This is a genomic window from Thermacetogenium phaeum DSM 12270 (assembly GCF_000305935.1).
GTDB classification, from domain to species: Bacteria; Bacillota; DSM-12270; order Thermacetogeniales; family Thermacetogeniaceae; genus Thermacetogenium; species Thermacetogenium phaeum.
Genome location: NC_018870.1, coordinates 2,648,490 through 2,661,361, shown reverse-complemented (window position 1 = coordinate 2,661,361; position 12,872 = coordinate 2,648,490). Strand labels below are relative to the sequence as shown.

14 protein-coding genes and 1 riboswitch are annotated in these 12,872 nt (G+C 59.3%); of the genes, 4 read left to right on the top strand and 10 right to left on the bottom strand.

Going from position 1 to position 12,872, the window contains the following annotated elements; translation table 11 throughout:
- The first annotated feature begins 79 nt into the window (after positions 1-79).
- Complete coding sequence (locus TPH_RS13125) at positions 80-1,342, top strand: glycosyltransferase (protein WP_015051673.1); 1,263 nt, start codon at positions 80-82, stop codon at positions 1,340-1,342.
- Positions 1,339-3,399 (top strand): 4-alpha-glucanotransferase, encoded by a 2,061-nt coding sequence (gene malQ / locus TPH_RS13120; RefSeq protein ID WP_236608796.1) that lies wholly within the window; start codon positions 1,339-1,341, stop codon positions 3,397-3,399. Before TPH_RS13125 ends, malQ begins: the two co-directional genes overlap by 4 nt.
- 224 nt (positions 3,400-3,623) lie before the next feature.
- On the opposite strand, the gene TPH_RS13115 is transcribed toward malQ, so the two are convergent.
- From TPH_RS13115 to TPH_RS13095, 5 genes are all read right to left on the bottom strand, one after another.
- Entirely contained in the window at positions 3,624-4,373 is a 750-nt protein-coding gene (locus tag TPH_RS13115; protein WP_015051671.1) for an SDR family NAD(P)-dependent oxidoreductase, read from the bottom strand.
- A gap of 587 nt (positions 4,374-4,960) precedes the next feature.
- Complete coding sequence (locus tag TPH_RS13110) at positions 4,961-5,644, bottom strand: ATP-binding cassette domain-containing protein (protein ID WP_015051670.1); 684 nt, start codon at positions 5,642-5,644, stop codon at positions 4,961-4,963.
- Positions 5,645-5,784: 140 nt separating this feature from the next.
- Positions 5,785-6,489 carry a molybdate ABC transporter permease subunit gene (modB, locus tag TPH_RS13105; protein WP_015051669.1) on the bottom strand — a complete coding sequence of 235 codons (705 nt, stop codon included), beginning with the start codon at positions 6,487-6,489 and terminating at the stop codon, positions 5,785-5,787.
- 40 nt (positions 6,490-6,529) lie between these two features.
- Positions 6,530-7,351 carry a molybdate ABC transporter substrate-binding protein gene (gene modA / locus TPH_RS13100; RefSeq protein WP_015051668.1) on the bottom strand — a complete coding sequence of 274 codons (822 nt, stop codon included), beginning with the start codon at positions 7,349-7,351 and terminating at the stop codon, positions 6,530-6,532.
- A 30-nt stretch (positions 7,352-7,381) separates the two neighbouring features.
- The gene (locus tag TPH_RS13095) at positions 7,382-7,699 is read right to left on the bottom strand and encodes a hypothetical protein (protein ID WP_028991284.1); all 318 of its coding nucleotides are present in this window, start codon (positions 7,697-7,699) and stop codon (positions 7,382-7,384) included.
- Positions 7,700-7,800: 101 nt separating this feature from the next.
- Positions 7,801-7,917, bottom strand: a riboswitch (molybdenum cofactor riboswitch).
- 248 nt (positions 7,918-8,165) lie between these two features.
- Here TPH_RS13095 and TPH_RS13090 point away from each other — a divergent pair.
- Both TPH_RS13090 and TPH_RS13085 read left to right on the top strand, forming a co-directional pair.
- Positions 8,166-9,137 (top strand): helix-turn-helix transcriptional regulator, encoded by a 972-nt coding sequence (locus tag TPH_RS13090; protein WP_015051667.1) that lies wholly within the window; start codon positions 8,166-8,168, stop codon positions 9,135-9,137.
- A gap of 403 nt (positions 9,138-9,540) precedes the next feature.
- Positions 9,541-10,176 (top strand): histidine phosphatase family protein, encoded by a 636-nt coding sequence (locus TPH_RS13085; protein ID WP_015051666.1) that lies wholly within the window; start codon positions 9,541-9,543, stop codon positions 10,174-10,176.
- Between the two features lie 168 nt (positions 10,177-10,344).
- Here the strand turns inward: TPH_RS13085 and TPH_RS15490 are convergent, their stop codons facing one another.
- From TPH_RS15490 to TPH_RS13065, 5 genes are all read right to left on the bottom strand, one after another.
- On the bottom strand, positions 10,345-10,521 hold the full coding sequence (locus TPH_RS15490) for a hypothetical protein (RefSeq protein ID WP_155990800.1): 177 nt from the start codon (positions 10,519-10,521) through the stop codon (positions 10,345-10,347).
- A gap of 135 nt (positions 10,522-10,656) precedes the next feature.
- Complete coding sequence (hycI, locus tag TPH_RS13080) at positions 10,657-11,106, bottom strand: hydrogenase maturation peptidase HycI (protein WP_015051665.1); 450 nt, start codon at positions 11,104-11,106, stop codon at positions 10,657-10,659.
- The gene (locus tag TPH_RS13075) at positions 11,103-11,501 is read right to left on the bottom strand and encodes a formate hydrogenlyase maturation HycH family protein (protein WP_015051664.1); all 399 of its coding nucleotides are present in this window, start codon (positions 11,499-11,501) and stop codon (positions 11,103-11,105) included. The genes hycI and TPH_RS13075 overlap by 4 nt, the downstream gene beginning before the upstream one ends.
- Entirely contained in the window at positions 11,494-12,264 is a 771-nt protein-coding gene (locus tag TPH_RS13070; protein ID WP_015051663.1) for an NADH-quinone oxidoreductase subunit B family protein, read from the bottom strand. The genes TPH_RS13075 and TPH_RS13070 overlap by 8 nt, the downstream gene beginning before the upstream one ends.
- On the bottom strand, positions 12,261-12,812 hold the full coding sequence (locus tag TPH_RS13065; protein WP_015051662.1) for a formate hydrogenlyase complex iron-sulfur subunit: 552 nt from the start codon (positions 12,810-12,812) through the stop codon (positions 12,261-12,263). The genes TPH_RS13070 and TPH_RS13065 overlap by 4 nt, the downstream gene beginning before the upstream one ends.
- Positions 12,813-12,872: the final 60 nt, after the last annotated feature.

Here is a 12,872-nt window from a genome sequence, read left to right as displayed (position 1 = left end):
TAATGACCTTCCTTAAACAGATTATCGTATTCAGGGATTTAGTATAACCGCATCTATAAAAATCATAAGGAGGATGGCCGTGCAGCTGGTGAAAACGGGACCGAAGAGATATGAGGATTACCGGGAGCTGATGGATATCGAAACCGGGCTGCAGCTGGAGTACTATGCCAAAAGATTGAGCGGCAAGAGGATTGCCATGGTCAACGCCACTTCTTACGGCGGGGGTGTGGCCGAGATCCTCCATTCCCTGGTACCCCTGGTCAGGGATCTGGGGCTGGAGATTGACTGGTGGGTGCTGGAGGGGTCTAATGAGTTCTTCACGGTGACGAAGATCATCCACAACTGCCTGCAGGGGCAGGGGGAAACCCTGACACCCGAGGCCAGGGCCCTTTACCTCAGGTACAACGAGCAGAACGCTGCCGCTATTAAGGACTGGGACTATGATTTCGTCGTCATTCATGACCCCCAGCCGGCCGCACTGATCCGCCACCGGAACGACGGAGGCCGGGCGAAATGGATCTGGCGCTGCCATATCGATACCTCTACCCCGGATCCGGAGTGCTGGGATTTTATCTACCAGTACATCAAGGATTATGACGCCTGCATCTTCACCATGAGCGACTTCGTCAAAGAGAATGAGAGCCTGCCCGGACTTACCATTTTTACGCCTTCCATCGACCCTCTCAGTCCGAAGAACAGAGCCCTGGAGAAGGAGAAAGTCGAGGAGATCGTCAGCCGGTTCGGAGTGGATGTCGGCCGGCCGCTGATAACGCAGATATCCCGGTTCGATCCCTGGAAGGACCCCTTAGGGGTGATCGATGTCTACCGCATCGTTAAAAAGGATTTCCCCAGTGTTCAGCTGGCCCTGGTGGGTTCCATGGCTACGGACGATCCGGAGGGCTGGGATTACCTGTACAGAACTTTGAGGAAAGCGGGGGAGGATTACGACATCAAGGTGGTGACCAACGTCAACGGGGTCAGCGGCCTGGAAGTGAATGCCTTTCAAAGCGCCTCCAGTGTGGTCATCCAGAAGTCGATCAGGGAGGGATTCGGGCTGACGGTTTCGGAGGCGCTTTGGAAGAGGGTTCCGGTGGTGGGGGGGAATATCGGGGGAATCAGGCACCAGATCGACGACGGCATCAACGGCTACCTGGTGGAAACGGTGGAAGAGTGTGCCGACAGGGTGTTGACCCTCTTGCGGAACGCCACCCTGGCCGCGGAGATGGGCGAAGCGGGAAGGGAGAAGGTGCGCCAGAACTTTCTGATTACCACCAATATCCTCAACTATCTTAGGTTGTTCGACAGCCTCCACGGGCAGGAGGAGGCCATTAAGCAGCGGTGAGCGGAGGTGCATCGTTGGCGGGAGGATCGGAGTCTCTGCTGGAACAGCTCGCCCGTGAGTACGGGGTGGAGATCGCTTATTACGATACCGCGGGCCGGCTTCGGAAAGCCGAACCGCACTCACTGCTGGCGGTGCTCCGCTGTCTGGGAGCCCCCCTGGAAAGCCTGCAGGATGTGCCCGCTGCCCTCAAGGAGCGCCGGGAGGGGAGGTGGCGCCGCCGTCTGGAACCGGTGGCCGTGGCCCTGGCAGGGGAACCCCCGGCCCTGATGCTGAGGCTGCGGGAGGATGAGGCCGAAGCCCCGGCCCTTTGCGAACTGGAGCTGGAAAACGGGGAGCGGGAGAGCTGGAGCTGCCGGCCGGCGGACCTGCCCATGATCTCTCGGGCGGCGGTAGAAGGGGTGCCTTATACGACCAGGCAGGTACTGCTGCCGCATCTCCCCCCGGGTTACCACCGGTTTGCCCTCTCCTTTTCATCTGACCGCAGCGAAACACTGGTCATCGCCGCTCCCCCTCAGGTGTTCGATCTGGCAGCGGACGGAGGAAAGGTCTGGGGGGTGTTTCTCCCCCTTTACGCCCTGCGTTCCGGCCGGAACTGGGGTGCCGGTGATTTCAGCGATCTGGAGGCCCTGGCCGGCTGGGTGCGGGGGCTGGGAGGAAGGCTCGTCGGCACCCTTCCCCTGTTGCCCGTCTTCCTTACGCAGCCCTTCGATCCCAGCCCCTATGCCCCGGTGAGCCGCCTGTTTTGGAACGAGTTCTACCTGGATGTGACCAGGGTTCCTGAGCTGGAGCAGAGCCCGGCGGCCCGGGAGCTTCTCTCTTCCCCGGGATTTCAAGAGGAATTGAGGTGTTTGCGGGAGGGCCCCCTGGTGGACTATCGCCGCGGGATGGCTTTGAAGCGGCGGATCCTGGAGCACCTGGCGCGCTTCCTCTTCTCGGGAAGCACCGGGAGGCGGGCCGAACTGGAGGGCTGGACGAAAGCCTGCCCGGAGGCCTCTGATTACGCCCGTTTTCGGGCTGTGGTGGAGCGCCGGAAATGCGGTTGGCCGGAATGGCCGCTGCGGTTGCGGGAGGGGCAGCTTCAGGATGGCGACTATGACCCCGCTGCCTCGCAGTATCACCTCTACGTCCAGTGGCTGGCCAAGCAGCAGTTGGGGGAGGTGGTGCGCCGGGCACGGAAGGCAGGGATGGGGATTTACCTGGATTTTCCCCTGGGAGTCCACAGGCTCGGCTATGATGTCTGGCGGGAGCGGGAGGCCTTTGCCGTAGACGCCGATGTCGGCGCCCCGCCGGACGACTTTCTTCCGGAAGGCCAGAACTGGGGATTCCCCCCTCTACACCCGGAGGGGATCAGGGAACAGGGGTACCGCTATTTCATCTCCTGCCTGCGCCATCATCTCCGGTATGCCGGGTTCCTTCGCCTGGACCATGTCATGGCCCTGCATCGGCTTTTCTGGATCCCCAAGGGGCTTCCGGCCAAAGAGGGGGTTTACGTCCGCTACCGGGCCGAGGAATTTTACGCCATCCTCGCCCTGGAGACCTGCAGGCATGGGACCGTCCTGGTGGGTGAGGACCTGGGCACCGTCTCCGATGAGGTGCGCGCCGCCATGGGGCGGCACCGGGTCTACCGCATGTATGTTCTTCCTTTCCAGCTGAACGGTCAAGGAGCTCCCGGGGAAGTGCCGGCCGCAGCCCTGGCCTGCCTGAATACCCATGATATGGTTCCCTTTGCCGCCTTCTGGGAGGGCAGCAGTCCGGAGAGGCGTCAGAACTTGACGGACTTCCTGTGGCGGGGCGGTTGGATGGAGAAGCAGGGTGGTGAAACGGAGCGGGCACTCCGGGCCTGCCTGAAATACCTGGCAGCCAGCTCTGCCCGCATCCTCCTGGTCAATCTCGAAGATCTCTGGCTGGAAAAGAATCCACAGAACGTTCCCGGCCTGCAGGGTTATCCCAACTGGAGGCGGAAGGCGCAGTACGCGCTTGAAGAAGTTATGGGGATGGAAGCGGTGACTTCGGTGTTGCGGGAGCTTCACCGGATCAGGGAAGGAGGCGGACGTTAAGGGGGAGATAACTCTGTGCATGATTTGAAGAACAAGCCTCGTTATATGTTTGACGATAACCTGGTGTCTTCTAAAAAAGCCGCTGCCAGGCCGGTCTTCGGGAGAGGGAGCGGTTGAAGACCTCCCGGCGGCGGCAAGAGGTACGGCACGAAAAAAGCTTATAGCAGAGGGAAGAAGAGCTGTCTTAAGGAATGGGCAAGGCCACCGGAGACGGTGGCCTTTGATCAGACAGCCGTGTAGCCGCCGTCGGCGACCAGGTTGATTCCGGTGACATAAGAGGCGGCATCGCTGGCCAGAAAGAGGGCACAGGCGGCGATCTCTTCGGTTTTTCCGTCCCGCTTTAAGGGCACTTCGAACTTACCAACGACGGGGACATCGACCTGGGTCATCTGAGTGGCGATCACTCCGGGGTTGATGGCATTGACCCTGATCCCCTTCGACCCCAGTTCCGCTGCCAGCGCTCTTGTCAGGTTGGTGACCGCTCCCTTCGATGTGCAGTAGGTTGTGGCCTCTGCAAACCCGTTGATCCCGGCGATACTGGAGAGATTGATGACCGTCCCCTTAATGCCGCGCTTCAGCATCTCTTCGGCCGCAAACTTGGCGGCGAAGTAGGTTCCCTTGACGTTGATGGCCATCATTCTGTCGTACTCTTCCTCCGTCACCTCGGTGATGGGTTTCATCATGAAGATCCCGGCGTTGTTCACCAGGATGTCCAGGCGCTGGTAGGTGGCAACGGTCTTGTCCACCATCTTTTTCAGGTCGTCGATTTTACTGACATCTGTCGGCTGGAAGATGGCCTGCCCACCCTTGTCCTGGATTTCCAGATGGGTGGGTTTGCCCCCCTCCCGGGGGTTCTCCCGGATGTCCGCCACGACCAGGCGCGCACCCTCTTCTGCGAATAGAAGGGCGATGCTCCTTCCGATCCCGGAGCTGCCTCCCGTAACTATGGCTACCTTGTCTTTTAGTACCGGCATTGGCTGACCTCCTCATCTTATTGTGTAATCTTATTGTGTGATGTGGAGGTTCTCCTTATGCGAAAGGCGGCCGGTTTGCTCCGGGCAGGGAAAGGTCAGCCTTCCGCATCCACCGCCGCAGAAAAAAGACCCGGAACAAGGGAATTCCATCGCACGCCTTTCCCTTCGGGGTTGATTTCGTGATGCTTATATTCGCCTGGAGCTGGCCTGAAGCGGGCATGGCACTCGTCCGGGACGGCATCTTCAACGACGGGAACCAGCCGGAGCAGATTTGAGAGTAATTATGCTGTATTTCACGATAAAGTAGAGGGGAACGAATTCCCCTGGGTAATTGAGTGCGAGTGCGGATGGAAAGGCGACAGGGACGTAAACGCCGCACTTGTCATTCTGAGGAAAGGGCTTGGCCTGAGCCCCAATCAGGCCGCAGGGCTGGACCCGCCCGAGCTCAAGCCTCCGGAGAGGGAGGCCGCTGTGCGGATACTGGGGAGCAACCCCTACCTCCGCGTAAGCTTTTCTTAATGAAAGAGGAAGCCCACCTCCTTTAGGAGGAGGTCCCTGAAGAATAATTCAGCGTGGGCGGATTTTTTCTATCCATGCCTGATTGTACAGTCAGGGCGTTTCCTGGTGGTGGAGATCCAAACCACCTCTCCCCTTTCCAGACGCACCACCCGGTCCCCCAGGACGGCTGCCTCTTCCGGGTCGTGGGTGACCAGAATGAAGGGGATGTCCCAGCGCCGCTGCAGGGTCTTTAGCTCTCCCCGCAGCTTGATCCTGGTTTCGTGATCCAGGGCGGAGAGGGGCTCATCCAGGAGCAGGAGTTTCGGGTCGGCCAGGAGCGCCCGGGCCAGGGCGGTACGCTGCTGTTCGCCGCCTGAGATCTGTCCCGGGTAGCGCTTGGCCAGATGGCTGATCTGCAGCATTTCCAGCATCTCCTGTACCTCCAGACCGTTCCGCCGCTTTTTCATACCGTAGGCGGCGTTCTGCTCCACGGTCAGGTGGGGGAACAGGGCGTAATCCTGGAAGACGTATCCTACCTGGCGGAGCCTGGGAGGAAGATTGATCCTGTTGGCGCTCGAAAAGAGCACCCGACCATTCAATACGATCTCTCCCCGCTCCGGCCTCTGCAGCCCCGAGAGACACTGCAGAAAAGTGGTTTTTCCGGCCCCAGAGGGCCCAACCACCACCAGAAACTCATTCAGGACCCGGAGATTCAACCGGAGGCGGAAGGAGGGGAGTTGCTTGTCAATGGTTACGGTCAAGAGATTTTCCATAAGCAGTCACCCTATTCCTTGGGAAATAAGCTTTTTTGACTGGTCTGAACAGGATTATCAGAACCTGTTTCTGACCTTGTCCGGGCAGGAAAACGGCTTGCTTCGGCTGTTCCGAGCGGTATATCCCAGCCGGGGATGGCTCAGCTCCGGGGCAGTTTCTCTTTTATGGTCCAGCGCTTTAACCTGTGCCTGCTCCAGAGGTTGACCCCCAGGATAAAGACGAAACTGAGGAGGGTCATGATCCCCACCAGGACCAGGGCGATGCGGTTTTCTCCGGACTCGGTGGCGGCGTAGATGGCCAGGGGCACCGTCTGGGTCCGGCCGGGGATGTTGCCGGCGATCATTAAGGTTGCCCCGAATTCCCCCAGGGCTCGGGCGAAGGCCATCACCGTCCCTGCCACCAGCCCCGGCCAGGCCAGGGGTAGGCTGATGGTCCAGAAGACCCGCCATTCCCCGGCCCCCAGGGTGCGGGCGGCGTTTTCCAGGTTCCGGTCCACCGACTGGAAGGACGCCCGGACAGTCTGGTAGAGGAGGGGGAAGGCCACCACTGTAGATGCCACCACCGCCCCCCACCAGTTGAAGACCACCGATACTCCCCATAACTTTTCCAGTAGCAGGCCCAGGGGGCCGTGCTTGCCGAAGAGGAAGAGGAGACCGAACCCCACCACTGTAGGTGGGAGTACCAGGGGGAGGGTGAGGACTGCCTCAACCACCTCCTTGCCGGGAAAGTCCCGGCCGGCCATCAACCTGGCCACGGGTACCCCGGCGATGAAGGCCAGCACCACTGCCAGCACGGCAACCCTGAGGGATAAAAGTGCTGGTATCAGGATTTTTTCATCAAGCATGTTCAAACCTCCCCCGGCGGCAACAACCAGCGTATGTTCCTTACTTCTTTCCCGACTTGAAGCCGTACTCTTCGAAGACCTGCATCCCCTCCGGTGAGGCGAGGTAGTTTAAGAACTTCCTGGCCTCATCCTTCTGGCGGGCATTTTTCAGCACCGCCGCCGGGTAGACGATGGGTTTGTGCAGGTTGTCCGGTACTGTCAGAGCAACACGGATGTTTTTACCCGCCAGGACATCGGAGCGGTAGACGAAGCCGGCGTCCACATCCCCGGTTTCCACATAGGTGAGCACCTGGCGCACATTGTTGGCCATGACCAGTTTGGGCTGCAATCGGTCCCACAGCTTCAGGTTGACCAGGGTTTCCTGGCTGTACTTGCCGGCCGGTACTGTATCCGGAAGTCCGAGGGCGATCTTCTTTACCGCCGGGCCGGCCAGATCACTGAAATCCCTGATCTCAGGGCCGTTTTGGGGAGTTATCAGTACCAGCTCGTTGCCCAAGAGGGTAATCCTGCTGGCGGTATCGATCAGCCCTTTGGCGGCCAGCTGGTCCATCTGGCTGGCTCCGGCGGAAATGAACAGGTCGGCCGGGGCTCCCTGCTCGATCTGTTTCTGCAGGCTGCCGGAGGAGCCCAGGTTGCAGGTCAGCTTCACCTCCGGGTATTTCTCGGTGTAATTCTTTTTGATTTGCTCCAGAGCGTCCTTCAGGCTGATGGCTGCCGAGACGATAACTTCTTTCTGCTTCTGCGGCACCCCGGTGCTCGGCTTGCCGGTGCCGCTCTGGTGGCCACATCCCGTTGCCGCCAATACCACCAGCAGCGCCAACAGCGCTTCTGCAGCCAGCTTTTTCAAAAAATGAGCTTTCATAAAGTTCACGCTCCTTTGTTATTTTATTTGTTACGCTAGCCTTATAATAAACGCCACTTTCTCCATTTCCCGTAATTTCGGCCACCAGAACGGTGAGCAGCTCACCGAGAGCCGGGGGTAGTGCCCCCAGGCAAAGGAAGGGATGAAGGCGATCACCGGCAGGGTGGCCTGGTACCGGGAATGGACCACGATGCTTGAACGGCTTCCTGTTACAGGCATCCGGGGGGTATCGGTGATATCTGGTTTCACATAACCGGCTGGCTGCGGCCTGAGCTCGTCCGCGAAATGACCTCCTCCGGCAGTGGCAATTTTGTTGTTGCTGGATGCCCTGGTTGGAGTGGCCGGCATCTCCTGGATTCATGACAAGGGTAAAATAGAAGACCAGCCGCGCTGTCGGGGCAAGAGCCTGCTCCGACGACAGCAGTACCGTGCTGGTCAGAGAAAGACATGCTGCATTGTTCTTCACTCCTTTCCAAACGGGAGGCGCAGCCGTTTCCAGCTACACCCTGGCGGCCGGCCGCCATGCCCGCCGGTTTAGGCGGTCCGGCTCGGAGTGTCTGAATGAGTCACAGGGGACGGCCCTGACTTATAATTTCCATCCCTTGTCATCGTTCCCCACTGCCACCGCGAAGTGGTTCCTGCATTCCGGCTCGACGGCCGGTCGGCTGCGGGGGAGGAAGCTGGGGAACAACATCTCCACCAAACATAAACAAACGCAAACAAACATAAACTAATATAACTATTATTAGATGTTATTATAATATTTGGTATAATTAAAATCAATCATAAAATAAACGTGAACGGGGTAACGAAAATGCCGGGTGATATTTCCTATACCCCCAGAGAGGTGGCCGAACTCCTCAAGATCTCCCGCTATACCGTCTACGAACTGATCAAGCGGGGAGAACTGAAAGCTTACCGGGTGGGGCGTAAGGTACGGGTAGAGGCCTCCGACCTGGAGGCCTTTAAATGGAGGGCGCGGGATGATTTCTCAGGGGTACAGCCTGCTCCCGGGGTAGCGCCGCCAACCGGCGGGGGACCGGCCGCCGCGGGAGCACCCTCTCCCCTGGCCCCGTCCCGTGAGCCGGTAATCATCTGCGGCCAGGATGCCGTCCTGGACATTCTGGAAAGGCACCTGGAGAGGGTGCTCCCAGGGTGCAGCTGCCTGCGCAACCACAGCGGGAGCAGCAACGGCCTGTTCGCCCTTTATCACCGCAGGGCGAATGTGGCCACCTGCCACCTCTGGGACGGTGACACGGACGAATACAATATTCCTTACATCAGGCGCATTCTCCCCGGCCAACCGGTTGTCGTCTACAACCTGGTTTACCGCACCGCTGGGTTTTATGTGGCCGGGGGGAACCCCCTGGGGATCACCGGCTGGACCGACCTGGTCAAACCCGGTATCCGGTTTGTCAATCGGGAGCCCGGTTCCGGCTGCCGCGTCCTGCTGGATGAAAAGCTGCGCAGGCTGGGCCTCGACCGGCACCTGGTGCGGGGCTACGAGCGGGTGGAAATGACCCATCTGGCGGTGGCCAGCTGTGTCGCCCGTGGAGAGGCCGATGTGGGACTCGGTGCCGAGGCGGTGGCCGGGCAGGTGAAGGGGATCGACTTTATCCCCCTGCAGAAGGAGCGCTACGACCTGGTGATCCGCCGGGAGGACCTGAATAAGCCCTTCGCCCGGGCGATTCTGTCCATCCTCCATTCTCCGGATTTCCGCAGGGAGGTGGAGGGGATGGGCACCTATGACATTTCCCGGATGGGCGACCTCATCGCTGAACTTTAGTGAATGAAAGGAAGTGCTTTACCCGGCCAGGGCTTTACAATAGGGTTTCCAGGTCGATCGCCAGGCCGGGAAGAGGCGGGAAAGTGACTACGTTATCCACATCCTGGAAGGGATACTGCTCATCCTGATAACATGCTATCATAGCAAAAAATTGCCAGCAAGGATCGGGCTAGCCTGCTCATACACCACAGCCGCTGCCCTGCCTTTCGGGTGATGTTTCGGCATGTAAGCGGCAATTCCGCTGACATTAATAATATCGGTGTTATTGTGGTGCAAGAGGTGAGAGGTACTCTTCCCGGATCCGGCCGTTCAGGTAGCAGGTATTGCCAGATCGTTTCAGCTGCTATACACTCAAATTGGAGGATTCTGCATATCCATACTCTTTACGACTGGAGGTCTTGACATGAGGCTGTTCCTGGTGCGGCATGGGGAAACGAAGTGGAACCGGGAAGAGGTTTTTCGGGGTCGGATTGATGTGGAATTAAGCGAGCGCGGGATCGAGCAGGCCCGGCTGACGGCGCGGGCGCTGGCCGGTGTGCAGCTGGCAGCGGTTTATGCCGGCCCCCTCTCCAGGGCGCGGGAGACGGCGCGCATCATCGCCGGGCCGCACGGGCTGCCGGTCGTCATCGTTGAAGGACTGAACGACCTGGATTACGGGAGCTGGCAGGGCCTCAGCCATCAGGAGGTCAGGGAGTGCTACCCGGATGTTTACTGGCAGTGGGTATCCCGGCCCCACGCCGTCCGCTTCGAAGGTGGAGAGAGCCTGGATGACGCCCGCCGGCGGGCGGTGGCCGCTTTAGAGGAGATCGCCGCCCGCCACAGGGGGCAGAACGTGGTGGCCGTCAGCCACCGCGTCATCAACAAGATCCTGCTGCTGGCCTTCCTCGGTCTGGACAACTCCCACTTCTGGGAGATCAAGCAGGACACCTGCGCCGTCAACATCATCGAGTTTCATCCCGACCGTTACGTCATCTGTCGCCTCAACGACACCTGCCATATTAACCCACTTCATCAGGGAATGGATGCGCCGGATTTTTGAAACACTTCCGAACCATGAGTCCGGTAGCACCAATGTAAAACCGGAGCGTATGTATTTGTAAGAGCAGACTACCCTGAAAATTACGTGTCATCCTTTACGCTTGCTCCCGGACTCCGTTTAACTCGCCCTAAACTAAATCCCGTCAATAGATAAGCGGCCGACCGGCTCCTATGACGGCCCTGCCGCAGAGTCGCCTATCTCGACATCCTGTCTCGATTCGGCTGCCGTTTGCTGCTCCTTCGTCAAGGGCGAGTAACAACCTCCGTCAGGTCGCTGCGGGACAAGGATAAACCCTTTTTTCGTTCCTCTGTTGGTGCCGCCGTTGGCGGCATGGTGGTCTATCATGTAAAAACCTGCGGCATTTCTCTTCAAGAGCGGCAGCCGACCGGTGGCGCCGCGATCCTTCAGGAAATCTTGTGAATAAAAAAGGCGGCGGTTCCAGTTAACGGGGGGGGGAACCGCCGCTATATGAATGGGGATTTAGAGGGTGTCGAAATTCAGATCGCCCTGCTTCAGCTTTTCGTAGACGGTGGCGACTGCCTTTTTTACCCCGATGAAGGCGGGGAGCCCGAACAGCACATCCCGGGGCTGGATTCCCAGCAGGTAGACCTGGGGAACGAACTCCCTCAGCGCCCTGATCAGGTAGGTCAGGGGGAGGTTGTGGGTGGTCATCAGCAGGTGTTCCCCGATGGCCTCCGGAGGAATGAGACGGATGCTCCCAGGAGGGAGGTTCATGTCTGCGGCGTCCACAACCAGCACCAGGTCGGGCCGCATCTCCCTTATCCGGTAAAGGTAGTTTTCCGGAGTTGTTCCTCCGTCGATGACCTCCCAGTTGCTCAACGGGTTTTTCTCAAGAAGCTTTGCCAGCAGCGGGCCGGCGGCGTCATCGCCCATCAGTTCGTTGCCAACGGTAAGCACCAGCTTTTTCACGTCAACCTCACCACCAGGTAGATCGTCGGTTCCTTTTCCATCAGGCGCAGCAGGTCGCAGAACTCCTGCGCTCCCTTTTTATCCTCAGGTGGCAGTGTGGGGACGACCTGTTCCACTTCCCTGAGGAGTGGTCCTGCCTGCTCTGATCTGATTTCGATCTCCCTCCATTTCAGAATGCCCTCCAGCTTGCGCCGGCCTTCGCTCCGGGGAAGGCCGGCGGTAAGGCGGCTGAAGCTTTTTTCCGGCATCACCAGCGCCTTTTGGAAGCAGTCGAGCACACCGATGTGATGTCCCAGAGCCAGGGAATGGTAGATCAGGTTTTCCGAGCTGGGGGATGCTTCCCCGCTGTCGACGAACTTCCGGTTGAGCCGATAGAATTCGACTGTTTCAGGCACGGCTGTTCACCCACTCCCTGTAGATCCGGTGAATGGCTCTGTAGACTTCTGTCAGACGCGGATCCCCTTTTCTGCTCAGGTACCCCTCCAGCCGGTAATCGAGAACGTCATCCGGGGATTCCGCCAGCAGTTTGAAGTAGTCGGCGGCGATTCTTTTCCCCTGCCAGTAGCCGCAGAGGCGCCGGGCGGTGCGTTCGATTTCTTTGCGCAAGTTCGGGTTGATCCCGGCAGGAACGGTTAACTCGACCCCCTTTTCTTCTTCCGATTCCCTGTGCTGCTGCCCCCTGATTTTCTGCTCCAGCAACCCCAAAACGGTGGCAAAGCCGTAGATGGTCGCATAGGGGCTTGGGGGGCAGCCCGGTATATAGAGATCCACCGGGAAGAGGTTCTCCGCTCCCCCCCAAACGGCATAGGAGTCGTGGAAGATCCCCCCGCTGCAGCCACAGGCCCCGTAGGCCACCACGATTTTGGGGTCCGGGGCGGCCCTGTAGGCCCTTAAGGCCGGCAGGCGCATAGCCCTGGTCATGGGGCCGGTGTAGACGAGAACATCGGCATGTCTGGGGGAGGGGACGACTTTGATTCCGAACCTCTCCACGTCAAAGAGAGGGGTAAGAGAGGCGAAGATCTCGATCTCGCACCCGTTGCATCCCCCGCAGTCGATGCGGTAGACGTAGACCGAGCGCCTGATGTCATGCAGGAGTTTCGCTTTGAGGGCCTCTATCTGCTCCTGCTGGGCTGCTCCGGTTTGTTCTGCCGTGTTCATCTCGTCACCCCCTTTCCGGTGAGGCCTGTCGTGGCTTTCCTTAAGTTACAGATGCTGATTTTCCTCCTGCACTCCGGGCAGGTTCGCAGAAGGCGGCGTTTTTCTTCCGCTTCTTCCAGGGGCAGGCCGTTTTCCATCAAGGACGTTAAGAGGTAGGTCAATTCCCTTGCCGGGGCAAAGAAGCGTCCGCATGCCCGGCACTTGGTCAACCGGAACTCCGCCGTCGTGATCAGATCATCCCTGTTCACGGCAGCCAGTTCGAAATCCTGGGAGAGGGTGATGGCCCCGGTTGGACAGACCTCTTCGCAGCGACCGCAGAAAATGCAGCGGCCGTAAAAGATCGCCCACCTCCTGGTGCCCAGGTCCGGGTCGCTTTCCAGGGTGATGGCGTTGGCGGGGCAGGCTCCGGCGCAGGCGCCGCAGGAGATGCAGGACTGAAAGTGATATTCCGGCTTGCCGCGCATCCCCGGGGAGACCGTTGCCGGGGTGAAGGGGTACTTCTCCGTGGCCTCCCCTACCTGGAGCACCTTTCTCAGAAGCTTGATCATGGATAGCCCTCCTTTCGATAGAACCCTTCTTGCCTACCGGCTCTCTGCTGCCGGTTCCCA

Coding starts and splice junctions, on each gene's coding strand:
- TPH_RS13115 (WP_015051671.1), bottom strand. CDS start 4,373: ATGCCGGTACTAAAAGACAAGGTAGCCATAGTTACGGGAGGCAGCTCC.
- TPH_RS13110 (WP_015051670.1), bottom strand. CDS start 5,644: ATGGAAAATCTCTTGACCGTAACCATTGACAAGCAACTCCCCTCCTTC.
- modB (WP_015051669.1), bottom strand. CDS start 6,489: ATGCTTGATGAAAAAATCCTGATACCAGCACTTTTATCCCTCAGGGTT.
- modA (WP_015051668.1), bottom strand. CDS start 7,351: ATGAAAGCTCATTTTTTGAAAAAGCTGGCTGCAGAAGCGCTGTTGGCG.
- TPH_RS13095 (WP_028991284.1), bottom strand. CDS start 7,699: ATGCCGGCCACTCCAACCAGGGCATCCAGCAACAACAAAATTGCCACT.
- TPH_RS13090 (WP_015051667.1), top strand. CDS start 8,166: ATGCCGGGTGATATTTCCTATACCCCCAGAGAGGTGGCCGAACTCCTC.
- TPH_RS13085 (WP_015051666.1), top strand. CDS start 9,541: ATGAGGCTGTTCCTGGTGCGGCATGGGGAAACGAAGTGGAACCGGGAA.
- TPH_RS15490 (WP_155990800.1), bottom strand. CDS start 10,521: ATGATAGACCACCATGCCGCCAACGGCGGCACCAACAGAGGAACGAAA.
- TPH_RS13070 (WP_015051663.1), bottom strand. CDS start 12,264: ATGAACACGGCAGAACAAACCGGAGCAGCCCAGCAGGAGCAGATAGAG.
- TPH_RS13065 (WP_015051662.1), bottom strand. CDS start 12,812: ATGATCAAGCTTCTGAGAAAGGTGCTCCAGGTAGGGGAGGCCACGGAG.